At 64.4% G+C, this 23,604-nt stretch carries 22 protein-coding genes and 1 pseudogene; 16 read left to right on the plus strand and 7 right to left on the minus strand.

Annotation, left to right across the window (positions count from 1 at the left end; all coding sequences use genetic code 11):
• The first annotated feature begins 29 nt into the window (after positions 1-29).
• Genes dapB through trxA form a run of 6 tightly spaced genes read left to right on the plus strand, consistent with a single transcriptional unit; the run spans position 30 to position 9,636 of the window.
• The gene (gene dapB, locus M511_RS12900; protein ID WP_085502403.1) at positions 30-836 is read left to right on the plus strand and encodes a 4-hydroxy-tetrahydrodipicolinate reductase; all 807 of its coding nucleotides are present in this window, start codon (positions 30-32) and stop codon (positions 834-836) included.
• Positions 837-867: 31 nt separating this feature from the next.
• A complete protein-coding gene (gene tsaE / locus M511_RS12905) occupies positions 868-2,286 on the plus strand; it encodes a tRNA (adenosine(37)-N6)-threonylcarbamoyltransferase complex ATPase subunit type 1 TsaE (RefSeq protein ID WP_085502404.1) in 1,419 nt (472 codons plus the stop codon).
• Positions 2,283-2,954 carry a nucleotidyltransferase family protein gene (locus tag M511_RS12910; protein WP_085502405.1) on the plus strand — a complete coding sequence of 224 codons (672 nt, stop codon included), beginning with the start codon at positions 2,283-2,285 and terminating at the stop codon, positions 2,952-2,954. The genes tsaE and M511_RS12910 overlap by 4 nt, the downstream gene beginning before the upstream one ends.
• Positions 2,947-5,889, plus strand: coding sequence for a double-strand break repair protein AddB (addB, locus tag M511_RS12915; protein ID WP_085502406.1), 2,943 nt, complete (start codon positions 2,947-2,949; stop codon positions 5,887-5,889). Before M511_RS12910 ends, addB begins: the two co-directional genes overlap by 8 nt.
• Positions 5,879-9,259, plus strand: a complete 3,381-nt coding sequence (addA, locus tag M511_RS12920) for a double-strand break repair helicase AddA (protein WP_085502407.1) — start codon at positions 5,879-5,881, stop codon at positions 9,257-9,259. The genes addB and addA overlap by 11 nt, the downstream gene beginning before the upstream one ends.
• A 53-nt stretch (positions 9,260-9,312) precedes the next feature.
• Positions 9,313-9,636, plus strand: a complete 324-nt coding sequence (gene trxA, locus M511_RS12925) for a thioredoxin (protein WP_010392022.1) — start codon at positions 9,313-9,315, stop codon at positions 9,634-9,636.
• A 4-nt stretch (positions 9,637-9,640) separates the two neighbouring features.
• Here trxA and M511_RS12930 read toward each other — a convergent pair whose 3' ends face one another.
• On the minus strand, positions 9,641-10,561 hold the full coding sequence (locus M511_RS12930) for a hypothetical protein (protein ID WP_010392020.1): 921 nt from the start codon (positions 10,559-10,561) through the stop codon (positions 9,641-9,643).
• A 102-nt stretch (positions 10,562-10,663) separates the two neighbouring features.
• On the opposite strand from M511_RS12930, the gene hslV reads away from it, so the two are divergent.
• From hslV to M511_RS12950, 4 genes are all read left to right on the plus strand, one after another.
• Positions 10,664-11,218 carry an ATP-dependent protease subunit HslV gene (hslV, locus tag M511_RS12935; RefSeq protein WP_010392018.1) on the plus strand — a complete coding sequence of 185 codons (555 nt, stop codon included), beginning with the start codon at positions 10,664-10,666 and terminating at the stop codon, positions 11,216-11,218.
• A 65-nt stretch (positions 11,219-11,283) separates the two neighbouring features.
• The gene (gene hslU, locus M511_RS12940) at positions 11,284-12,588 is read left to right on the plus strand and encodes an ATP-dependent protease ATPase subunit HslU (protein WP_010392016.1); all 1,305 of its coding nucleotides are present in this window, start codon (positions 11,284-11,286) and stop codon (positions 12,586-12,588) included.
• Positions 12,589-12,644: 56 nt separating this feature from the next.
• Positions 12,645-12,821 carry a PLDc N-terminal domain-containing protein gene (locus tag M511_RS12945; RefSeq protein WP_010392014.1) on the plus strand — a complete coding sequence of 59 codons (177 nt, stop codon included), beginning with the start codon at positions 12,645-12,647 and terminating at the stop codon, positions 12,819-12,821.
• Positions 12,822-12,881: 60 nt separating this feature from the next.
• Positions 12,882-13,955 (plus strand): alpha/beta hydrolase, encoded by a 1,074-nt coding sequence (locus M511_RS12950; protein WP_010392012.1) that lies wholly within the window; start codon positions 12,882-12,884, stop codon positions 13,953-13,955.
• Here M511_RS12950 and M511_RS12955 read toward each other — a convergent pair.
• A complete protein-coding gene (locus tag M511_RS12955; protein ID WP_085502408.1) occupies positions 13,952-14,569 on the minus strand; it encodes a Smr/MutS family protein in 618 nt (205 codons plus the stop codon). The genes M511_RS12950 and M511_RS12955 overlap by 4 nt on opposite strands.
• A gap of 3 nt (positions 14,570-14,572) precedes the next feature.
• Entirely contained in the window at positions 14,573-15,229 is a 657-nt protein-coding gene (locus tag M511_RS12960; protein ID WP_085502409.1) for a Tim44/TimA family putative adaptor protein, read from the minus strand.
• A 109-nt stretch (positions 15,230-15,338) separates the two neighbouring features.
• On the opposite strand from M511_RS12960, the gene M511_RS12965 reads away from it, so the two are divergent.
• The 3 genes from M511_RS12965 to M511_RS12975 all read left to right on the plus strand — a co-directional run bounded on the left by M511_RS12965 (position 15,339) and on the right by M511_RS12975 (position 17,211).
• Positions 15,339-15,899 carry an FxsA family protein gene (locus M511_RS12965; RefSeq protein ID WP_010392005.1) on the plus strand — a complete coding sequence of 187 codons (561 nt, stop codon included), beginning with the start codon at positions 15,339-15,341 and terminating at the stop codon, positions 15,897-15,899.
• Between the two features lie 50 nt (positions 15,900-15,949).
• Positions 15,950-16,486 (plus strand): protein-export chaperone SecB, encoded by a 537-nt coding sequence (secB, locus tag M511_RS12970; RefSeq protein WP_010392003.1) that lies wholly within the window; start codon positions 15,950-15,952, stop codon positions 16,484-16,486.
• A 119-nt stretch (positions 16,487-16,605) separates the two neighbouring features.
• Positions 16,606-17,211, plus strand: coding sequence for an HD domain-containing protein (locus tag M511_RS12975; RefSeq protein ID WP_029371215.1), 606 nt, complete (start codon positions 16,606-16,608; stop codon positions 17,209-17,211).
• 42 nt (positions 17,212-17,253) lie between these two features.
• Here the strand turns inward: M511_RS12975 and M511_RS12980 are convergent, their stop codons facing one another.
• The 3 genes from M511_RS12980 to M511_RS12990 form a co-directional block, all read right to left on the minus strand.
• Positions 17,254-17,562 carry an H-NS histone family protein gene (locus M511_RS12980; protein ID WP_029371213.1) on the minus strand — a complete coding sequence of 103 codons (309 nt, stop codon included), beginning with the start codon at positions 17,560-17,562 and terminating at the stop codon, positions 17,254-17,256.
• 81 nt (positions 17,563-17,643) lie between these two features.
• Positions 17,644-18,192, minus strand: coding sequence for an ActR/PrrA/RegA family redox response regulator transcription factor (locus M511_RS12985; RefSeq protein ID WP_010391997.1), 549 nt, complete (start codon positions 18,190-18,192; stop codon positions 17,644-17,646).
• A 30-nt stretch (positions 18,193-18,222) separates the two neighbouring features.
• Positions 18,223-18,882: an SCO family protein gene (locus tag M511_RS12990; protein WP_085502410.1), complete on the minus strand. Its 660-nt coding sequence runs from the start codon at positions 18,880-18,882 to the stop codon at positions 18,223-18,225.
• 92 nt (positions 18,883-18,974) lie between these two features.
• Here M511_RS12990 and M511_RS12995 point away from each other — a divergent pair, with 92 nt between their 5' ends.
• The 3 genes from M511_RS12995 (at position 18,975) to M511_RS13005 (ending at position 22,736) form a co-directional block, all read left to right on the plus strand.
• Positions 18,975-20,318 (plus strand): ActS/PrrB/RegB family redox-sensitive histidine kinase, encoded by a 1,344-nt coding sequence (locus M511_RS12995; protein WP_176224549.1) that lies wholly within the window; start codon positions 18,975-18,977, stop codon positions 20,316-20,318.
• A gap of 78 nt (positions 20,319-20,396) precedes the next feature.
• Positions 20,397-21,995, plus strand: a complete 1,599-nt coding sequence (locus M511_RS13000) for a PAS-domain containing protein (protein ID WP_010391992.1) — start codon at positions 20,397-20,399, stop codon at positions 21,993-21,995.
• 93 nt (positions 21,996-22,088) lie between these two features.
• Positions 22,089-22,736 (plus strand): 5'-methylthioadenosine/S-adenosylhomocysteine nucleosidase, encoded by a 648-nt coding sequence (locus M511_RS13005; protein WP_085502411.1) that lies wholly within the window; start codon positions 22,089-22,091, stop codon positions 22,734-22,736.
• A gap of 668 nt (positions 22,737-23,404) precedes the next feature.
• Here the strand turns inward: M511_RS13005 and M511_RS13010 are convergent.
• Positions 23,405-23,604 (minus strand): annotated as a pseudogene (locus M511_RS13010) (IS701 family transposase); the annotation flags it as partial.

A 23,604-nucleotide genomic window follows, 5' to 3' on the forward strand; every position in this document is an offset into this window, starting at 1 on the left:
ATAGACATGCCTGAAACGGGAGATCGAGTATGGAAAAACCGGGAATCGTCATCACGGGCGCATCCGGCCGCATGGGTCAGATGCTTGTGCGCACCGTTCTTGCCTCGGATCAGGCCCGCCTTGCCGGTGCCATCGTGCGCGAGGGCAACTCCTGGGTCGGCCGCGACCTGGGTGAGGCAATGGGCGGTGCGGCGCTGGGAATCACCGTGACCGACGACCCGGTCGAGGCGATTGCCAAGGCACAGGCGGTGATTGATTTTACCACTCCGGCGACAACCGTGGCCTTTGCGGAACTGACCGCGCAGGCGCGTGCCGTGCATGTGATCGGCACCACCGGCTTTGAGCCCGAAGATCTGGCCAAGCTGAAGGCGGCCGCCCGTCATGCGCCGATCATACGCGCGGGAAACATGAGCCTTGGGGTGAACCTGCTTGTCGGCCTGACCCGCAGGATCGCAGCCACCCTGGGCGAGGACTGGGATGTCGAGGTGGTCGAGGCCCATCACAACCGCAAGGTCGATGCTCCTTCGGGCACGGCGCTGATGCTGGGCGAAGCTGCCGCCGCCGGGCGGGGCCACAGCCTGGACGAGCTGCGCACCCCGGCGCGCGAAGGGATCACTGGCGCCCGTGTTCCCGGCTCGATCGGTTTCAGCGCCATTCGTGGCGGCGATATCGTGGGCGAACACGATGTGATCTTTGCCACCGCGGGTGAACGGGTGGTGCTGCGCCATGTTGCCACCGACCGCGCCATCTTTGCCCGCGGTGCGTTGCGCGCTGCGCTGTGGGGACAGGACAAGGGGCCGGGGGAATACGACATGGCCGACGTTCTGGGGCTTTGACAGGGGCGCGTCCCGCATTAGGTTTCCTGTGATGACCCTGCTTGCGACGCTTGATCATGCCGATGCCGACCTGACCGCATGCCTTGCGCGGATCATGGCGGCTGTTCTGAAACCCGGCGACGTGGTCGCGTTGCAGGGGCCGGTCGGTGCGGGCAAGACGCATTTCGCCCGCGCCCTTATCCGCGCACGTCAGGGTGCGGGGGCCGAAGAGGTGCCCAGCCCGACCTTTACCCTTGTCCAGACCTATGCCGACCCGATGGGGACCGAGATCTGGCACGCCGATCTTTACCGGCTGACCCATCCCGACGAGCTGGAAGAGCTGGGCCTTGATGATGCCATGCGTGAGGCGATCGTGCTGATCGAATGGCCCGAACACGGCGGCCCCCTGCCCGATCCGCTGACCATCGGGCTGGAGCCCTTGCCCGAGGCGCCCGATCTGCGCCGTATCACGATTGCCGGGGCCGAGCCGCATTGGGGCGCGATGACCCGCCTGCCCGCCATTGCCCGGCTGATCCATCGCGCCGGCTGGTCCGAGGCGCGGCTGGTCCCGCTGGCCGGAGATGCCTCGTCGCGGCGCTACTTCCGGCTGATCGAACCGGACGGGCGCAGTGCGGTGCTGATGGATGCCTCGCCCGGTGTGACCGCGCCCTATGTGGCGATGACGCAATGGCTGCGCGCCCTTGACCTGCATGCGCCCGGGATACTCGCCACCGATCAGGCGCAGGGCCTGCTGCTGATCGAGGATCTGGGCGACGATCTGGTTGCCCGCGTGCTTGAGGCCCAGCCCGAGCTTGCGCCGCGTATCTATGATCGCATGACCGACCTTCTGGTGCAGCTGCATGGGCACGAGCCGCCCGATTTCGTGCTGCGCCTCGATGGGGCGGAACTGGCCCATCAGGTCGGGCTTTTTGCCGAATATTACCCCGCCGCCGCTGGCGCGCCCGGCAAGGGGGCCGAGGTCGCCCCGGTGATCGAACGGCTGCATGCCGAACTGGCCGCGGACATGCCTCCGGTGCTGGGTCTGCGTGACTTTCACGCCGAGAATGTCGTCTGGCGCGACGATGCTCCGCTGGGGCTTCTGGATTTTCAGGACGCGGTGGCGGTGCACCCGGCCTATGACCTTGTCTCGGCATTGCAGGATGCGCGCCGCGATGTCGCGCCCGAGATCGAAGAGGCCCAGATCGCCCGTTACATCGCCGCGACCGGGGTTGATGAGGCGCGGTTCCGTGCCGTCTATGCGCTGCTGGGCGCGCAGCGCAACCTGCGCATCATGGGTATCTTTACCCGGCTGGCACAGCGCGACGGCAAGCGGCGCTACCTGGCGTTCATGCCGCGCGTCTGGGCGGCGATCCAGCGCGACCTGACCCATCCTGCGCTGGCCCCGCTGGTCGAGGCACTGGAGGGTGTCCCCGCCCCCACGCCCAAGGTGATCGAAGGGATTGCCGGATGAGCTTGCCGATGATGGTCTTTGCTGCGGGCAAGGGCACCCGCATGGCGCCGTTGACCGACCGGGTACCGAAACCGTTGATCAAGGTCGGCAGCCAGACGCTGCTTGACCGGGCGCTGGCGCTGGGACGGCAGGCGGGCGCCACCCGGCTGGCGGTGAACATCCACCATCTGGGCCAGCAGATACGTGACCACCTTGCCGGACAGGATGTCGCCATTTCGGACGAATCCGATCTGTTGCTTGAAACCGGGGGCGGGCTGCGCAAGGCACTGCCGTTGCTGGGCCCGGGCCCGGTCATCACCGTGAATCCCGATGTGATCTGGACTGGTCCGAACCCGGTCCGCGCGCTGCTTGATGGCTGGCGCGAGGATATGGACGCGCTTTTGATGCTGGTGCCGCTTGCGCAGACGCGTGGCCGTCAGGGGGGCGGAGATTTCAGCCTTGACCCCGCAGGCCGGCTGATCCGCAAGGGGGACCTGGTCTATGGCGGCGCGCAGATCATCCGGCACGACCGGCTGGCCGAGATCCCCGATGAGGTGTTTTCGCTGAACCGCCTGTGGGACCTGATGATTGCCGAGGGCCGGGCCTACGGCCTTGTCCACCCCGGCCTGTGGTGTGACGTTGGCCGGCCTGACTGCATCCCGCTGGCCGAGGCACTGATTGATGAGTGACTGGCAGAACGGCCTGTTCGCCCTGCCCTGCGGAGCCGATTTTCCCGGCGCGCTGGCCGAGGGGCTGATCCGCCGCATGGAGGGCCGCCCCCCGCAAGAGATGGCGCGGGTCACGGTCTATGCGAACTCGGGTCAGTCGCTGATGGCGCTGCGTCAGGCCTTTATCCGGCGCGGGCCGCTGCTTTTGCCGCAATTGCGACTGATCGCCGATCTGGGCGGCGGCGCGGCCACCGCGCCTCTGGCCCGCCGGCTGGAGCTGGGGCGGCTGATAGACGCGGCGCTGCGGGCCGATCCCGATCTGGCGCAAGGGCAGTCGGTGCCGGAACTGGCGGCATCGCTTGCGGCGCTGATGGCCGAGATGCAGCTTGAGGGGCTTGGTCCCGAGGCGCTTGAAAAGATCGACGCCAGCGAACATGCCCAGCATTGGGGTCGGGCGCTGGCCTTTCTCAAGATTGCGGCGGGCTACTATCTTGCCGATCCGCCGCAGGACCGCGAGGCCCGGCAGCGCGCCGCGGCCGAGGCGCTTGCCGCTGCCTGGGCGCGGGGCGAGCAATTGCCGCAAGGGCCGGTGATTGTCGCGGGCTCGACTGGCTCGCATGGCGCGACCCGGGATTTCATGCGCGCCGTGGCCCGCCTGCCGATGGGGGCGGTGGTGCTGCCCGGGTTTGATGCCGACCTGCCGCAATCGGTCTGGGACGGGCTGGATGTCATGGCCGAGGATCACCCCCAGGCCCGCTATGCGCCCTTTCTGGAGGAATTCGGCCCACCCCGCGAATGGGTCGAGGGTGCGGCCCCTGATCCGGCACGCAACAGGCTGATTTCGCTGGCGCTGCGGCCTGCACCAGTCACCGACCAATGGATTGAGGAAGGTCCGCAGCTTGGCGATCTGCCGCCTGCGACCGCAAACCTGACACTGATCGAAGCCGAAAGTCCCGGCGAAGAGGCCGAGGCCGTCGCGCTTATCATCCGCAAGGCGGTCGGGGATGCCCGGCCGGTGACACTGATTGCCGCTGACCGCATGCTGACCCGTCGCGTGCAGTCAGCGCTGGACCGCTGGGGCATCATCCCTGACGATTCCGCCGGTCAGCCCCTGCCACTGACCGCGCCCGGCCTGTTCCTGCGTCATGTCGCCGATCTTTTCGGGACGGAAATGATGGTGGACGCGTTGCTGGTGCTGCTTAAGCATCCGGTGACGGCAACCGGGCTTGGCGCTGATTACCGGCGCGAACACAACCGCCACACCCGCGATCTGGAATTGCACCTGCGTCGCAACGGCCCCGCCTTTCCCGATGGTAAGGCGCTGCGGGACTGGGCGGACAGGGGCGATGCCTCTAGCAAACCCTGGGCGCTGTGGCTGGCAGGTCTGCTTGAGCGGATCGTGCCGCTGGCCCGCGACCGGGCACCGCGCCCGCTGGCCGACCGGCTGCGCGATCTGCGCGCCTTGGCCGAAGAGCTGGCCGCGGGTCCGGGGGGGGATGCAGATGCGTCCGGACTGTGGGCCAAGGCATCGGGCGGGCTTGCGCGCGGGGTGCTTGACCATCTGGCCGCTCATGCCGCCATGGGCCATGATCTGCGTCCGGGCGAATTCCGCGATCTGCTTTACGAAGAGCTGCAAGGTCAGGCGGTGCGGCAGGATGTGGCCGCCCATCCTCTGGTCCGTTTTCGCGGCCCGCGTGAGGCCCGGACCGAGGCGGTCGGACCCGAGGCCGGACTGGTCATCCTGTCCGGCCTGAACGAGGGCGGCTGGCCGCAGGCGCTGCCCCCTGATCCCTGGCTGTCGCGGCCGATGCGGCTGGCAGCGGGGCTGACCCTGCCCGAACGGCGCGTGGGTCTTGCCGCGCATGACTTTCAGCAGGCAGTTGGCGCTGCGCAGGTGGTGCTGACCCGCGCCCGCCGCGATGCCGAGGCCGAGACGATCCCCTCGCGCTGGCTGAACCGGCTTGTGAACCTGCTTGGCGGCCTGCCCGCCCAGCAGGGGCCCGAAGCGCTGGAGGCGATGCGCAGCCGCGGTCGGTACTGGCTTGATCTTGTCGAGGTCCAGGCCCGTCCGCGCATTCAGCCTGAGCCTGCGCCGCGTCCTTCGCCTGTCCCGCCGCCCCCGGCGCTGCGCGAAATGTCGGTGACCGAGGTGCGGACACTGATCCGCGACCCCTATTCGGTCTATGCCCGCCGGGTTCTGGGCCTGCGCGCGCTGGATCCCCTGCGCCCCGAGCCGGACGCGGCCGAGCGGGGCAACGTCCTGCATGTGATCATGGACCGCTTTCTGCGTGGCCTTCCCGAACTGCCCGAGACACCTGCGGCGATGAAATCGCGCTTGCTGTCCATCACCGATGAGGTGCTTGAGGCCGAGGTGCCATGGCCCTCGGCGCGGCTTTTCTGGCGGGCGCGTATCGCCGGTATTGCTGATCGGCTGATCGCGGATGAGGTCGACCGGCTGTCGCGCGGCACCCCGACCGTGGTCGAGGAATACGGCGCCCTGAGTGTCGAGGGGCTGGATTTCCGTCTGATCGCCCGACCCGACCGGCTGGATCTGCTGCAGGACGGCCGGGTGCATGTCTATGACTACAAATCCGGCCCGCCCCCGACCGATAAGCAGATCCGGCATTTCGACAAGCAACTGCCGCTTGAGGCGGCGATGGTTCAGAACGGAGCCTTTCAGGCGCTGGGTCCGGCTGAGGTCGAAGGGATCAGCTATATCCAGCTTGGCGGCGAGGGAAAAACCCAGGGCCGCGAGTTCAGCCCCGAACTTGCCGAGGAAACCTGGCAGGGCTTTGTGACCCTGATCCGCCGTTATCTGACGGGCGAGCGCGGCTTTACCGCCCGTCTGGCGATGGAGCGGTCGGACCATGCCAGCGACTATGACCACCTGTCACGGCATGGGGAATGGGACACGACCGAGATGCCGAAAAAGCAGAGGTTCGGCGATGATGGATGAGGCGACGCTGGCGCAGGTGCGGGCGGCGGACCCGCATCGCTCGACCTGGCTGACCGCGAATGCGGGCTCGGGCAAGACACGGGTGCTGACCGACCGCGTGGCGCGGCTTCTGCTGGCCGGAACCGCACCCGAGCGCATCCTGTGCCTGACCTATACCAAGGCCGCAGCGACCGAGATGCAGAACCGTCTTTTGTCGCGACTGGGTAAATGGGCGATGCTGCCCGAGGCCGATCTGCGCGCCGAGCTGGCCCGGCTGGGCGAGGCGGGCGCGCCTGATCTGCCTGCCGCGCGCCGGCTGTTTGCCCGCGCAATCGAGACGCCGGGCGGGCTGAAGGTCCAGACGATCCACAGCTTTTGCGCCGGGGTCCTGCGCCGCTTTCCGATCGAGGCCGGGGTGCCCCACGGCTTTACCGAACTTGATGACCGCAGCGCCGCCCTGATCCGTGCCGAGATCATCGAGGAGATGGCCCGCGATCAGGTGCCTGAATTGCAGGACCTTCTGCTTTTGCATTCCGGCGACAAACTTGACGCCTTTCTTGCCGGGTTGCGAGGGTTCGATGCACCTGCGGACCGCGATACGCTATGGGCGGCCAGCGGGCTTGAACCTGGCGAGGACATGCAGGCGCTGCTGGCGGAATGTTTCGCGGATGGCGCGATGGTCATTCCGGCGCTGATCCCGCATCTGCTGAAAGGCCGCAGCACCGACCAGAAGGCGGCAGAAAAGCTGATGCCCGGCAATTGGACGCAGCCGGGGCTGGCCGAGCTTGCGATCCTTGAATCGGTGCTGCTGACCGGTGCGGGGGCGAAGCAACCCTTCAGCGCCAAATATGACAGCTTTCCGACCAAGGATCTGCGCAACGGTCCCTGCGCCGGGCTGATCGACGACCTTGCCATCCTGATGGAGCGGGTCGAGGCCGCCCGCCCTCGTCGTGTTGCCCTGACCCATGCTGAGCGGACGCTGGCGCTGCACCGCTTTGGCCATGCGTTTCTGACCCGCTATCGCGCCCATAAGGCGGCGCATGGCCATCTGGACTTTGACGATCTGATCGAACGCACCGCACGGCTGTTGTCCGAAAACAGCATGGCGCAATGGGTGCTTTTCCGGCTGGATGGCGGCATTGATCATATCCTTGTCGATGAGGCGCAGGACACAAGTCCCGCCCAATGGCAGGTGATCGAACGGCTGACGGATGAGTTCACCTCGGGTCAGGGGGCGCGAACGGACCGGCGCAGCCTTTTTGTCGTGGGCGACCCCAAACAGTCGATCTATTCGTTTCAGGGTGCCGATATCGCCGTATTCGAGGCCCGGCGCGCGGGCTTTGCCGAGGCGTTCGAGGCGGTCCAGAACCCCATGCAGATGCTTGAGCTGCGCCATTCTTTCCGCAGTTCGACCGCGATCCTGTCGCTGGTCGATCAGGTCTTTGCCGGTGATGCGGCGCGCGGGCTTGGCGATCCGCCACAGCACCGCGCCTTTCGGGATAAGATGCCGGGCCGGGTGGATCTGTGGCCGCCGATCCCCAAACCTGAAAAGCCCGAACCGGGGGACTGGACCGCTCCGGTCGATCAGCCGGCCGAGAATTCGGAAACGGTGCAGCTGGCCCGCGCCATCGCCGCCGCGGTCGGTGACATGCTGGGCCAACCGATCTTTGACGCCAAGATCGGCAGGGCACGCCGGATCCGCGCAGGGGATGTGCTGATCCTTGTCCAGCGCCGGTCTGAGCTTTTTGCCGAGATCATCGCGGCGCTGAAGGCGGCGGCCCTGCCTGTCGCCGGTGCCGACCGGCTGAAACTGGCCGGAGAGCTGGCGGTTCGTGACATCCGCGCCCTGCTGTCGGTGCTGGCCACGCCCGAGGATGATCTGTCGCTGGCCGCCTGCCTGCGCTCGCCGCTGTTCGGTCTGTCCGAAGAGGAACTTTATCGCCTCGCCTCGGGACGAAAACGTGGCGAATACCTGTGGCGGCGGTTGCGCGAATCCCAGCACCGTCATGCGGTCGAGGTGCTGTCCGATCTGATGGGTCAGACCGGCTTTATGCGCCCCTATGACCTGATCCAGCGCCTGCTGATCCGCCATGGCGGGCGCGAGCGGCTGATCGCCCGTCTGGGTCCCGAGGCCGAGGACGGCATAGATGAGCTGCTGTCCCAGGCGCTGAGCTATGAAAGCATGGAGACCCCCTCGCTGACCGGGTTTCTGGTCTGGCTGACCGGGGGCGATGTCGAGGTACGCCGTCAGGCCGGTTCCGCCGGAGATGGCGAAGGGTTGATCCGGGTGATGACCGTGCACGGCTCGAAAGGTCTGGAAAGCCCGATCGTCATCATGCCCGACTGCGCGACACGCCGTGCCCCGCGCGAGATGCCGGTGCTGGTCGGGCCGGACGGGCTGGCGCTGTGGCGGGGCCGCAATGGCGAGCGTCCCGAGCCGGTCGAAGAGCTGGCCGCGCTGCAAACCGAGCGTCAGCTACAGGAACGCAAGCGGTTGCTCTATGTAGGTCTGACGCGCGCAGAAAGCTGGCTGATCGTTGCCGCAGCCGGTGATACCGGCGTGGGCGAGGACAGCTGGCACGCGATGGTCGAGGCTGGCATGGGCCGCAGCGATCTGACCCAAACACGCCTGCCCGCCCCTTGGGGCGGCGAGATCCGCCGCCTGTCTTTTGGCGACTGGCCCGAGAATGCGCCCGAAGCTATCCGGGAAAGCCGCGCACCTCTGGATGAGCCGCAGTGGCTGCGTTCGTCCCCGCCGCCTGCGCCGCCAAAGGCCCGGCCGGTGGCAGCGACCGCTTTGGGTGGGGCCAAGGTGATTGGTACCCCCGGCGATGGTGATGGCGACGCCGAGGCCGCAATGCTTGCCGGGACCCGGCTGCATCTGCTGCTTGAGCATCTGCCCGACCGTGACCCCTCGGACTGGCCCGGGGTCGCCCGCGACGTGCTTGCCGATGCCGAGGGCGGATTGCCCGGCCCCGAAGAGATGAGCGCGCTGCTGGATGAGGTTCGCGCGGTGATCGAGGCCCCGGACCTTGCGCAGGTCTTTGCCTTGTCAGACAAGGCCGAGGTGCTGACCGAGGTAGCTTTGGCCGCCGATATTCCGGGTATCGGCACCCTGACCGGTGCGGTGGACCGGCTGGTGATCGAGCCGGGACGGATCGTCGCCGTTGACTACAAATCGAACCGCGAAGTGCCCGACCGACCCGAGGCGGTGCCCTTGGGCATTCTGCGCCAGATGGCCGCCTATCGCGCTGCGCTGCGCCAGATCTGGCCCGATGCGCAGGTCGGGGTTGCGGTTCTGTGGACGGTCGCGCGCAGCCTGATGGTGCTGCCGGATGCGCTGCTGGATCGGGTCATGGCGGGCCTTGACCCCGGCACCGACGGTGCATAGCTCTTGTCCGATACGCCCCGCCGGTGCCAGCCGGCACATTGCAGGAGAGCCCTATGGCCAACACTCAAGCCGTTACCGACGCCGAATTCGACAGCGAAGTCCGTCAGTCCTCGACCCCTGTCGTGGTCGATTTCTGGGCCGAATGGTGCGGGCCTTGCCGCCAGATCGGCCCCTCGCTGGAAGAGCTGGCAGCCGAATACGAAGGCCGTGTGAAAATCGTCAAAATCAACGTGGACGAGAACCCCGAAAGCCCCGCCGCCCTTGGCGTGCGCGGTATTCCGGCGCTTTTCCTGTTCAAGGACGGGCAAGTCGTTTCGAACAAGATCGGCGCTGCGCCTAAAGCTGCGCTGAAAGCCTGGATCGACGAGTCGATCTGATCCTTTACGCGTCGGGGGCGGTGCCGATAGGCCAGCCGCCCCTGCGCATTGCATCAATGATCCGCGCCCCTGCATCGGGCCGCGAGGCATTGATCGAATTTTCCTGAAGAAACCAGAACAGGTAGCGGTCGAAATCCGGGGCATGTGTCTCGGCGCGGGCCAGTGCCTCTGCCACGCCCAGATCGGCGACATTCAGGCCGATGTGGTGAAAGTCGATCTGCCCGAACAGGACCGCAGGCTTGCCCAGCAGATAGCCGTCAAAAGCGACAGCGCTGTTTTGCGTCGCGACAAAGGCGCAGTCGCGCAAGATCCGCATCGTGTCGCCGCCGATTTTCAGGTTGGGGTAGCGCGCAGCAAGCTGGTCCAGCGCGGCATGGTCGGCGTCGTCATAGATCTCTCTTGGGTGCAGGGTGGCGACGGTCGGGCGCCCGGTGGCAGCAACGGCATCAAGCATCTCGACCGGGCTCGTGCTCTGGAATGACCGGCAGCGGCGGATGTGGCCCTGTAGCGGCACCAGCACTGTCTTGCCCCGCTGCGGCGGCGGACCGGGCAGGACCCTTGTGCGCAGCCGCTCGGCAAAGGTGTGCGCTGCCTCGGGATCGACGGTTGCGGGGTCGTAGCTGCGTTTTGCGACCTGAAAGCGCCAGCGCTGCTGCACCGGCTCGATCTGCCAGAACGGATAGTGATAGGCGCGGCGAAAGGTCAGCGCCCGCTCATGCGTGGGGGCCTCCATGTGAAACAGCGCATATCCGCCCCGCAGGGGGGCCGCCATCCGCGCCATATGGCCGGTTTCGTGCCATTCGACCTGCCAGCCCGCGCCTTCGACCGCGCGGCGCAGAACGGCCATGAAGTTAAAACTGCCTGCCCGGGCCGATCGCAGCATCGAACCTTCCAGATAGACACGCAGGATTGGCGCTTTGGTCATGCCGGCAAGCTATCGGCCCGCGCGGCGCTGTGGAAGGGGGCGGGTTGCGAAAGCGGCCATGGACCCATATCTGACGCGGCAGGGCTGAGATCGGAGATAGGCATGTCCGAAGACAAATTTCCCGGCTGGCACGGAACCACGATTCTGGCGGTGCGGCGCAATGGCCGTGTCGTCGTCGCCGGGGACGGGCAGGTCAGCGTTGGCCAGACGGTCATGAAGGGCACGGCACGCAAGGTGCGCCGGCTAAACCCGGGCGGGCATGACGTTGTCGTTGGTTTTGCCGGTTCGACCGCCGATGCCTTTACCCTGCTGGAACGGCTGGAAAAGAAGCTTGAGGCGGCGCCCGGGCAACTGGCCCGCGCCTGTGTCGATCTGGCCAAGGACTGGCGCATGGACAAATACCTGCGCAATCTTGAGGCCATGCTGATCGTGACCGATGGCAAGGATATTTTCGTCGTCACCGGCGCGGGCGACGTGCTTGAGCCTGAACATGACGTGGCGGCCATCGGTTCGGGCGGGAACTTTGCCCTTGCCGCTGCGCGGGGGCTGATGGAAAGCGACCTGGATGCCGAGGCTGTCGCGCGCAAGGCGATGGCGATTGCCGCCGATATCTGTGTCTACACCAACGGAAATCTGACGGTCGAGGTGCTGGGCTGACGCCCCGCCGCCCGTGAGCAGGAAACAGGATGGCCGCCGGTAGCCCCTGACAGGAAAGGTAGAGCATGAGTGACTTGACGCCGCGCGAGATTGTCTCGGAGCTGGATCGCTTCATCATCGGGCAAAGGGACGCCAAGCGCGCCGTGGCCGTGGCGCTGCGCAACCGCTGGCGGCGGCGGCAGCTTGGCGACGATCTGCGCGACGAGGTCTATCCCAAGAACATCCTGATGATCGGCCCGACCGGTGTCGGTAAGACCGAGATCAGCCGCCGCCTTGCCAAGCTGGCCCGCGCCCCTTTCCTGAAGGTCGAGGCGACCAAGTTCACCGAGGTCGGCTATGTCGGCCGCGACGTCGAACAGATCATCCGCGACCTGACCGATGCCGCGATCATCGAGACGCGGGAGCGTATGCGCGAACAGGTCAAGGCCCGCGCCCATAAATCGGCTGAGGACCGCGTTGTTGCCGCCCTTGCCGGCGAAGGCGCCCGCGAGCAGACCCGCGAGATGTTCCGCGAAAAGCTGAAACGTGGTGAGCTGGACGACAAGGTGATCGAGCTTGAGCTGCGCGACAGCTCGAACCCCCTGGGCATGATGGAGATCCCCGGCCAGCCCGGTGCCATGGGCGGGATGATGGATCTGTCAGGTCTTTTCAAGGCTTTCGGCGGCCGGCAGGTTCGCCGCAAGATCACCGTCGCGGAAAGCTATGAACTGTTGATCGCGGAAGAGGCAGACAAGCTTTTGGATGACGAGGTGGTCCGCGCCGCCGCGCTTGAGGCGGTGCAGGAAAACGGCATCGTCTTTATTGATGAGATCGACAAGGTCGCCGCGCGTACCGATGCAAGGGGCGGCGATGTCTCGCGCGAGGGGGTGCAGCGCGACCTGCTGCCGCTGATCGAGGGGACCACGGTTTCCACAAAATACGGCCCGGTCAGGACGGATCACATCCTGTTCATCACCAGCGGCGCTTTCCACATCGCCAAGCCATCGGACCTGCTGCCCGAACTTCAGGGCCGCCTGCCGATCCGGGTCGAGCTGCGGGCCCTGACCGAAGAGGACTTTATCCGCATCCTGACCGAGACCGACAACGCCCTGACCCGGCAATACACCGGCCTGATGGCGACCGAGGGGGTGACGGTCCAGTTTACCGATGATGGCATTCGTGCGCTTGCCCGGATCGCTGCCGAGGTGAACAGTTCGGTCGAGAACATCGGTGCCCGCCGCCTTTACACGGTGATGGAGCGGGTGTTCGAAGAGCTGTCCTTCAGCGCCCCCGACCGCTCGGGCGAGACGGTGGTGGTCGATGAAGCCTTTGTCGAAAAGCATCTGGGCGATCTGGCGCGTTCGACCGACCTGTCTCGCTATGTGCTTTAGGGAACCCTGACGCCTTTCCCACCGTTGTGCAGATGACGCAACGGTGGGGAACGCTTATGGGATATGTCTTCGGATTCATCATCTTCGCGCTGGATGTCTGGGCCATTGCCTCGATCATCAACACGAATGAAACCACGACGACCAAGCTGATCTGGATCGCGCTGGTGGCTATCCTGCCCGTGGTCGGGTTGATCATCTGGTGGCTGGCGGGTCCCAAGGCGAATTACGGCTGAGGACTTTCCTGCCGCGTCGCGGCATGGCATTGTCCCCCGCAAGTCTGAAAGGCGGGGGATATGTCGGCGCGGATCCTGTTTTCGCTTATCTTGTTGCTCGCGGCTTGTGCGCCACGGGGGGATATCACCATCGCCCCCGAGGCGGCGGGGGTCGGTCATGTCGAGCGCATCTATATCGCTACCAACCGCACCCCCGATGGCCGTGGTCAGGAGCAGGTAAGCTTTGGCCGCGTCGATGTCTCGGTCCCGCCCGAGCGCCAGCCCGGCTCGATCACCTATCCCCGCAGGGGGGCAAGGCCCGATCCCCGACGCGACTTTCTGGTTTCAGAATTTGTGCGCTATCCCCGCCCCCGGGATTTCCGCGCCGATCTGCGCCATGCCATCGCCGCGCGGCCCGCAGGCGACCGCGACGTAGTCCTGTTCGTTCATGGTTACAACAATACCTTTGCCGAGGGGCTTTATCGCTTTGCCCAGCTTGAACATGACCTGAGCCTGCCCGGAGTGCCGCTGCATTTCTCATGGCCATCACGCGGGCAGCCGCTGGCCTATGCGGCAGATCGCGAAACCATCCTTTATTCCCGCGATGCACTGGAAAGCAGCATCGACATCGCCACTGATGCGGGTGCCGGCAAGGTCATTCTGGTGGCACATTCGATGGGTGCTGCGCTGCTGATGGAGAGCCTGCGCCAGATGGCCATCGGCGGCAAACGTCAGACGCTTGACCGTATCGGCGGGGTGGTGCTGCTGTCGCCCGATATCAACGTCGACCTGTTCCGGATGCAGGCCAAAGCGATCGGGCGGCTGCCGCAACCCTTTGTCATCTTTACCTCGGGGCGGGATCGGGCGCTTAGCCTTTCGGCGCTGATCTCGGCCGAAGAGGTGCGGCTGGGCAGTCTGACCGATGCGGCGCCGGTGGCGGATCTGCCGGTGACACTGGTCGATGTCGGTGCCTTTTCGACCGGAGACGGGCATTTCAATGTCGCCACCTCTCCGGCACTGTTGCAGATCCTGTCGCAGGCGCAAGAGCTGAACCAGAAATTCTCGCTCGATGCCTCGGGCGGGCTGGGGCCGCTGACCCGCGCCACGCTGCATGCCGAGCGTGCGGCCCAGATCGTGATCTCGCCCGCTTTCTAGCGGCGCAGATAAACGTAATAGGCGCCTTCACCGCCGTGGCGGCGATGCGCTGGACGGACCTGCAGCACGGCTGTGCTTAGTGGCGGCATATGCAGCCAATGCGGCACATTGTGGCGCAGGGCCCCGGGCCTGACCGGCAGCGGCGCATCCGGCCCGCCTGCCCGTCCCTTGCCGGTGATGACCAGAACCAGCCGTAATCGGTCTGCCCGCGCCTGCATGATAAAGCGGGTCAGCACCGGCTGGGCAACGGCCAGTGTCATGCCATGCAGGTCGATCCGCGCCTCGGGCGACAGCTTGCCGCGCGTCATCTGGCGATGGGTCTTGTGATCCATGCGCAGGGGCTGGGCGTCCAGCGCCTCATTCGGCAAGGGGGACAGGTCGATGCGGGTCGAGGCGGCATCCTTGCGGTTGCCAAGCCGCAGTCCGGCTAGCGAGGGCGGCGGCACCGGCTCGGCCGCCTGCCGCGAGGGCGCTATTTTTGTCGGGGTCAGTGCCGGGGGCGGATCATCCGCTGGTGCGGGATGCCTGCCCCCGGGGTGCAATGGATCGACGCTGGCGGCGACGCGGGACCACAGGACCTTGTCCTCGGTCGAAAGTCCCCGCCGCCGCTTCATGGTTCAGGCCGTGGCAACAAGCTGCCAGTTCGGATCATCCTGACCCATGCGGCGGGCAAAGGTCCAGGTGTCGCGCTGTTTGCGGGCAGCCTTGGGATCGCCTTCGACCACATTGCCTTCGGCATCGCGGGTGGCGACGATCATTTCGCCGACGAAGCGCACCGAAAGCTCGGCCATGCCGGTCGCCTGCGTGAACTCGGCCGCTGCAAGCGCGGTTTCGCGGGTGCCAAGGAACTGCGCCTCGGTGGTCAGGCCGCGCGATTTGCGATCCTCGATCACCGCATCAAAGGCCTGCGCGATCTCGGGGGCGAGAAAGGCGCGGACCTCGGACAGGTCGCCGCGTTCAAAGGCCATCAGGATCATTTCATAGGCAGCTTTTGCGCCAGACAGGAACGGGCCAACGGCAAAATCGGGCTCAAGCCGCTTCATCTCGGCCAAAGCCCTGGCGGTGGGGCTGCCCGGTTCGGCGTGATCGGCGATGTCGCTGTCACCCGGTTCGGCTGTGCCGTCGATAACGTCGAACCGGCTGCGCTGCGCCGGTTCTTCGGGCACGCGCGGCGGTTCGAATCCATCTCGTGTGCCCAGGACCCCCCTTAGACGCAGGATCAGGAACACGGCAATCGCCGCCAGGACGATCAGTTGCAGCAGGGGGTTCGACATCAACGGACCTAACGAGCTTTGTAACGGCGGTTTGCATGCTTATGTAGGGTGGAGACCGGCCCAAGTCCAGTTGACGCCGGAAAGAGAAGCTGCCGGAGGATAAGGCTTTATGTGGCTGTTCTTGCCATTCGTGGTTTTGCCGATCATCGAAATCGCGCTGTTCATCCAGGTCGGAGGCGCGATCGGCGTCCTGCCAGCCATCGCGCTGGTCATCGGCTCGGCGTTTTTGGGGGTGGCAGTGATGCGCTGGCAAAGCACGCGTGCTGCGATGGATCTGCAACGTGCGATGCAAGAATTTCGCGCGCCCGGCCGGCCTATGGCCCATGGTGCGCTGGTGATGATCGGCGGCATGCTTCTGGTGGTGCCCGGGCTTTTCACCAGCATGCTTGGACTGTTGCTGCTGATCCCGCCGGTGCGCAGTCTGATCCTGCGACAGATGGCCTCACGTGTTCAGGTCTCGGGTATGGGGCTGCACTATAGCCAAAGCGGCGCTGATTTCGGCACCGATTATCCGGCGGGTTTTCGGCCCGGTCGGGGCGGGCGCGAGGATGGCGTGATCGACGGCGAATATTCGGTTCAGGACGACCCGCCAGCCCCGGTGCGCGAGGGTCTGACCGATCAAAGCGGGACCGGCGGGAAACCCGGCAACTCGGGCTGGACCCGGCATTGAGTGGCGGGCCGGGCGGTGCTAGAACCGCCTCAAGATCCGAGGAGAACTTGATGAGCGACGAAAACAACAACGGCGCTGGCGCGCCCGATGCCCAGAACCCCGGGCAGAATGCGGGCCAGCAGCCAGCGGTGCGCCTGCAGATCCTGACGCAATATGTCCGCGACCTGTCCTTTGAGAATGTGGTTGCGCAAAAGGGTCTGCCCTCGGGCGAGGTCCAGCCCGAGATCAGCGTGCAGGTCAGCCTGGACGCCCGCAAGCGCCCGGCCGACAACCAGTACGAAGTGATCAGCAAATTCCGCGTGCAGTCCTCGAACGCCAAGGACAAGTCGCCGCTGTTTCTGTGCGAACTGGATTATGGCGGGATCTTTCTGGTCGAGGGCGTGCCCGAGGACCAGTTGCATCCGTTCCTGATGATCGAATGCCCGCGGCTGATGTTCCCCTATGTGCGACGCATCGTTTCGGACGTGACGCGTGACGGTGGCTTCCCGCCCTTTAACATGGACCCGGTGGATTTCGTGACGTTGTACCGGCAGGAAATTGCCCGGCGCATGCAGGACCAGCGTCCTGCCGATCAGCCGCTGTCCTGAACCGTTCACTTCTAAGTGAGACTGGTCCCTTGGGGTCTGCGGTTTCCTGACCGCAGACCCTTTGCATGTCTGGCGTGGGCCTGACGGCCCTGCCCATTGCAAAAAAGACGGAGCGCAGCATGACAAAAGGCACAAAACGGGCCTGGCAGAGGATGCTGTCAGGGCGGCGGCTGGATCTTCTGGACCCGACCCCGGTCGATATCGAGATCGGCGACATTGCCCATGGTTTAGCCTTTGTCGCGCGCTGGAACGGGCAGACCCGGGGCGACTGGGCTTATACGGTGGCCGAACATTCACTGTTGGTCGTGGAGATCCACGACCGCATAAATCCCGGATGCGATCCGCGCTGGCGTTTGGCCGCACTGCTGCACGATGCACCGGAATATGTGATTGGGGACATGATCTCCCCGGTAAAAGCCGCGCTTGGCAGTGAATATGGAGAAATGGATGCGCGTTTGACGGCGGCAATTCATCGCCGCTTTGGTTTACCCGCGCAATTACCCGCCCCGGTTAAGCGCGCAATAAAGCGTGCCGACCGGATTTCGGCCTGGCTGGAAGCCATTCAGATTGCCGGGTTTTCCAGGGCAGAAGCAGATCGGTTATTTCCAGTTCCACAACCAGAAATTGTACAAGGGCTGGAAATACGTTTGCGTCCACCACTGGAAACCCGCAACGCGTTTCTACGCCGCTTTTCCGAACTCATAACAGAATTAGACAAATACTAATAAACATAAAGCAAGTCACCGCATGGAGAATGCAGTAACGGCCTAGATTTCCATATCTTTCAGATTTTTACCTGCGTCCAGAGCTTCTTGTACCCAGCGGGGCTTGCGTCCGCGGCCGGTCCAGGTCTGGGACGGATCCTCGGGGTTCGCGTATTTGGGTGCGACTTTGCCGCGTGCTTGCTTGGCAACGGTCAACTCGGCCAGGTTAAAGCCAAATTCCCGGGCAGCACTCTCGGCTGCGGCCAAAGCTTCACGCTTGCGACGGTCTTCAAAAGTCGAAATAGCGCGATCAAGCTTATTCCGCAGGTCCCGAAGCTCGCGTAAGGACAGGGCGTCCAGATCGATGCTCATACGTTTATCCTTATTCTGCAGTTTGTGTGCCTCAATATTTGCATTCTGCATTGGAATGCAATCTTTTTCAGGCCTCTGCTATTAACGTGGGCTGCGCTTTGCCAAAATTCTTTGTAGGGTCCGGCGATGCATATGCAGCCGCCTTGCCGTCTCGCTGACATTACGATCACATTGTTCGTAAACGCGCTGAATATGCTCCCAGCGCACCCGATCAGCAGACATGGGGGTTTCGGGCGGGGGCGGCAGCGTCTCATTCCGCGACAGCAGCGCGCGGGTCACATCATCGGCATCAGCAGGTTTTGACAGGTAATCGGTCGCGCCCATTTTGACCGCCGCCACGGCTGTGGCGATCGCGCCGTAGCCGGTCAGAACGACGATGCGGGCGTCTTCGCGGGCCTCGCGCAGGGCATCGACGACATCCAGCCCGTAGCCATCTTCCAGCCGCAGATCGACCACCGCATAGGCCGGGGCGCGTTCAGCGACTGCGGCGCGGGCCTCGGCGACCGAGGCGGCGCGAATGACGTTAAAGCCACGTTTTTCCATGGCGCGCGCCAGACGGTTCAGAAAGATCTCGTCGTCATCGACCAGAAGCAGACTGGGGTCGGGTCCGATTGCGTAATCCTCTGCCATATTTGCTCGCCTTTGAACGCTGTGTGTTGATTAGGGGGTTTTTCCGGATCGGTCAAACTCTGCCGCTACGGTAACGAAACAGGCAGAGCGGTCTGCAACCTCTTGCGCCGGAATGTCGCGGCCAAAGATTTCGACCGTCCCGGCGGCGGGAATGATCAGGTAAGTGCTGGTGGTATGGTCCACGAGATAGTTTTCCGGATCGTCCTGATCTTTCACCATGTAATAGCTGCGCCAGGATTTTGCGACCTTTGCGATTTCATCGGGGGTCCCGGTCAGCCCGATCATCCGTGGATGCATGGCCTGGGCGAAGCCTTTCAGCACCTCGGGCGTGTCGCGCCCGGGATCGACAGAGATAAAGACCGGCCTGACCGCGATGCCCTGTTGATCAAGGATCGAAACCGCCTCGGCATTGCGCGCATTGTCTAGCGGGCAGACATCGGGGCAATAGGTATAGCCGAAATAAAGCAGTGCGGGTTCTGCCAGCACCTGCCCGTCGCTGACACGCTGCCCGTTTTGATCGGTCAGTTCAAATGACCCACCCAACCCGCCAAAATCACCAGAGACCGTGCCTTTACGGCAAACGGCAAAGGGATCAGCCCGACCCGGAGAAAGCCAGAACGCGCCGGCGACAAGCAAAATTCCCGCAATCAGGCTGCCAAAGATCAGGATTCTGCGGTCTTTGCTCGTCATCGTGACGCACCTTTGCGGCTGTGCGGCGCATTGATCGCCCATTCTGCCGTGGCTATCAATGCGAAACCCTGTCTCAAGCAGAAAGACCCGACGTGCCCCTCGGCCTTGTCTCTCGCCGCATCGACCTGTTCCCCGGACAGCCCGCGCCCGAACCGATCCGCCTGCGTACACTGATCCTGCTGCGCTGGGTGGCCATTGCCGGACAGCTTGCCGCCGTTGGCGCCGCGCTGGTGATCGGCGCGGGCTTTCCCCTGCTTGGGGTTCTCTTGGTGATCGGGCTGGCCGTGGCGCTGAACGTGATGCTGATGGCGCGTCCGGGCCGACGCATCCCGGCGCGCGAGGCTGCCTGGCAGCTGGGCTTTGATCTGGCGCAGGTTGCGACCTTGCTTGCACTGACCGGGGGGCTTGCGAACCCGTTTGCCCTGCTGTTGCTGGCCCCGGTGACGATTGCTGCAACGGCTCTGCCGCCTCGGCACCTGCTGGCGCTGGGGATTGCCACTTTCCTTATGGTCACTCTGGCTGCGATTTTTGCCCAGCCGCTGACCTTTGGACCGCAGGGGCTGGTGGCGCTGCGCGAGCCACTTCTGGTCGGGCACTGGTTCGCCATTGTCATCGGCGCGGTGTTTTTCTCGGCCTATGCCCGTCTGGTTGCGGGTGAGGTCAATGCCACCTCGGACGCGCTGTTCGCTGCCCGTCTGGCGCTGGAGCGGGAACAAAAGCTGCAACATCTGGGCGGTGTCGTCGCCGCAGCCGCGCATGAGCTGGGAACGCCCCTGGCCACCATCAAGCTGGTCAGCGCCGAGCTTGCCGATGAGCTTGCCGACGCCCTGCCTGATCGTGAGGATCTGGCCGAGGACGTCGCCCTGGTCCGCCAGTCCGCGGATCGTTGCCGGGACATTCTGAACTCGATGGGCGGTGCGGGGCGCGATGACCTGCTGATTCGATCAGCACCCCTGACCGAGGTTCTGGCCGAGGCAGCCTCGCCCCACCAGGATCGCGGGGCCGAGATCTCGATCCTGCCCGCGCCCGAGCGGCTGATTGTCCAGCGCGACGCCGCGGTGATCCACGGCCTGCGCAACCTGATCCAGAATGCTGTCGATTTCGCCTCGGGCCGGGTGACGATTGAGACCGGGGCCGACCGTCGCAATATCTGGGTGCGGATCGTCGATGACGGTCCCGGCTTCCCCTCGGGGCTGCTGCCGCGCATTGGCAGCCCGTTTCTGACCACCCGCCCCCGGGCCGAGGACGGGCGCAGCTACGAGGGGATGGGGTTGGGCCTCTTTATTGCCAAGGCGCTGTTGGAACGCTCTGGTGCGTGGCTGAACTTTGCCAACGCCCCCCATGGCGGTGCCCAAGTCGTGGTGACCTGGCCGCGCGAGATGATCGAGGCTGAAAATCGGGCGGCTTTGGGGCCAAATCCTGAAATTCGCTCATAATTTTCAAATAGCGTTAACCACTTTTTAAAGTATCCGCTTCAGGCTGTAAGCGTTGGTCTTGCTCAGGGATGCTTTGCCATGGTCGTGCATTTCCTTATCGCCTTCCTGGCGGCGGCGCTGGCGGTGCTGCTGGCACTGGCGTTGATCCGGCTGCTGGACCGGCAAGGCGAAAAGGCCCGGCGCGCAGGCCAGCTGGAACGGGAAATCGAGCCTATTGTTTTCCTGTTCTGCGGTACCGCACTGGTCGATGCGACACCACCGGCCCGGGCGTTGCTTGCAACTTTGCCGGGTGAGGGCGACTGGCAGCGCCTGACCGCATGGCTTGGTATGCGCCTGCCAGAGTTTGCGGCGCGTTTACCAGATCTGGGCAGTGCTGCGCGCCATGAACTGTGTGAACATGAGAGCGAAAGTCCCTTGCGCCTGCTGATCGAGGATCTGGGAGAGGGGTTCATGCGTCTGACGCTTGCCGATCTTGCGGCGGAAAACGCAGGAATTCTGGTCGACTCCCTGACACTCCGTGCGATGGAGCAAGAGCTTGAGACCCTGCGCAGCACTATGGATCATTCGCCGATGCTTGCCTGGCGCGAGGACCGGCAGGGACAGGTAACATGGGCGAACTCGGCCTATCTGGGGCTGGTTGACGCGCAGGGACATGTGGCCTGGCCGCTGCCGCAGCTCATTGATCTGTCCGCACGGCCAGCGCAGGCCAGTACCAGCAGCCCGGGTTCGGCGCGACGGGTGCAGGTTGATGCGGGTGGGCAAAGCCGCTGGTATGATTGTTATCTGCATGAAATGTCTGATCAGACTGTGGCCATCGCCCTGCCTGCGGATGCTGCGGTGCGCGCCGAGCGCTCTTTGCGCGAATTCGTCCAGACGCTGACCAAGACCTTTGCAGATCTGCCCATAGGGCTTGCTATCTTTGACCGTGATCGCAATCTGCAACTTTTCAACCCGGCATTGATCGATCTGACCGGGCTTGCCACCGGCTTTCTGACCGCGCGTCCGACGCTTTACGCCTTTCTGGACCGCCTGCGCGAGGCGCGGATGGTGCCTGAGCCCAAGGATTACCGCAGCTGGCGCAATCAGATGAACAGCCTTGAGGCTGCCGCATCTACCGGCCACCATGTCGAAATGTGGTCTCTGCCCGGTGGTCAGACCTATCGCGTTACCGGGCGCCCGCATCCCGACGGCGCGGTGGCCTTCCTGTTTGAGGATATCACCTCGGAAATCTCGCTGACCCGCAAGTTCCGGGCTGACCTGTCGCTTGGGGCCGAGGTCTTGGACGCGATCGAGGATGCGATGGCGGTGTTTTCCGGCAATGGTGCGCTGCTGCTGTCGAACCGCCGCTATGCCGAACTTTGGGGCAAGGCGATTCCGACCACCCTGACGGATCATGTCGCGGTCTGGTCGGCTGCCTGCGGTGCCAGCCCCGGCCTTGCCACCCTGCGCGAGGCGCTGGACTCTGCCCTGCTTGACGAGCCTCTGCACGGGGCTATGGCAGGCCCTGCTGGCGGGCTGCTGTCCTGGGAGTTGCGCGGCCTGTCGGGCGGGCGGTTGCTGCTTTGCTTTGCTGCGTCGATGCCCAGCCTGCCTTTGGGGCACGAAACTATCCACGGGGCTGCGACCAACCTTAAGCCTGCGGAAAAGGCCAAGGAACGGCGTATGGTGACCGGGTGATATCTTGCCCTTTCGGCCGGTCTGCGCTTCCTTGTCCGAAATATTCAGGGAGCGATTGATGACAGGGTGGATGTCTCGTCAATCCGGGCGGTCATGACGACCAGCCCCGATCTTGTCGCCGGGCGGCGTGTGCTTTTCGTCATGGCGGTCGATAGCGAATACGGTCCGCATCTGCGGGCGCGGATCAGGCCGTTGATGACGGGTGTTGGCCCGGTCGAGGCGGCAGTGGCGCTGACAGCGGCCCTGACGCAGCTGTCACTGCAGGGTGAGTTGCCCGAACTGGTGGTCTCGCTCGGCTCAGCCGGATCGCGGCGGCTTGAGCAGCTTGGCATATATCAGGTCTCATCGCTGGAATATCGCGACATGGATGCCTCGGCACTGGGCTTCCCACGGGGCGAAACGCCGCTGCTGGGTCTGCCGGGGCGCATCGATCTGGCGCTGCGCATCCCGGGCATTGCCGAGGCGAGCCTTGCGACCGGGGCAAGCGTTGTCAGCGGTGCTGCCTATGACGATATCCATGCGGATATGGTCGATATGGAAACCTATGCTGTGCTGCGCGCCTGTCAGCGTTTCAACATCCCGCTGATTGGGCTGCGCGGCATTTCGGACGGGGCCGAAGAGCTGTCGCACCTGTCGGACTGGACACAGTATCTGCATCTGGTCGATGAGCGGCTGGCTGAAGCGGTGGACCGCCTTAGCGAGGCACTGGAAAGGGGCGACCTGCTGCTGGAATGCGGCTGACCGCAGCATCGGGCAATGTGATCATCAAAGACGTGCCCGATATGACGCTGCCAATCTTGGCATCCTTTAGCTGAGGCGGTGGGTCACACAACCTTGGTCCGGCAATAAAAGGCAAAGGTGGGCGCTTGCGGTCCATGACCTCCCTCGCGGAGGGGTTTGCGGGGAAAAGGCTGCGCCAGCCAGGCATGCTCCGGCATACCACCTGGGCCAGTAGCGCCAGCCGGGTATCCGCCTAACCGGAAAGGTTTTGACCTGTCAGAACCCCAAAACCGGGGGCGATCTTGATCCGTATGCTCTGGCTGCGGATGCCGGTTTCCCGTTCTTGGCATGCTGATTCTGACCCCCCTTCGGGGATTTGTCCTGCGTTTGCAGAAAAAGGCTGTACCGTTGAAACTAGTGAGGAAGCCATTGCCCTGGACTGGCCTTATGCCTGTTCAAGAGCGGTCACCGACCATCTGATTTCCGGCCCCGGGCGCCATTGGTAAGCTTCTGCATAGCAACTACACTCGGCTAACATTACAGTTGCGTTTTCAGTTTGATATGAGCCTGTCTTGCTGCGGCCTGATGCGCCCTTCGCCACAATGACCATGCGATGATCTGCGCGGGCTGGATTTGACGCTGTGCCATGCGATTGGCGATGCGGCGGATTTCCTGGACAGACCATCGGATCAGGGGTAGCGATGGGGCCCGCGCATCGTTTTTGGGGGTGGTGCGACATTGGCATGATGGCGGATGACGGCCGTCATGGCGAAGGCCAGCATGACCAGGGAAACATGGCGGTGCCAGCCGTGCCACGAGCGCGTCTCGTTGTGATCGAGGCCAAGCTCGTTCTTCGCGGTCTCGAAACTGTCCTCGATCGCCCATCGGT

It is taken from the genome of Paracoccus sp. J56, from assembly GCF_019633685.1.
GTDB classification, from domain to species: domain Bacteria; phylum Pseudomonadota; class Alphaproteobacteria; order Rhodobacterales; family Rhodobacteraceae; genus Paracoccus; species Paracoccus kondratievae.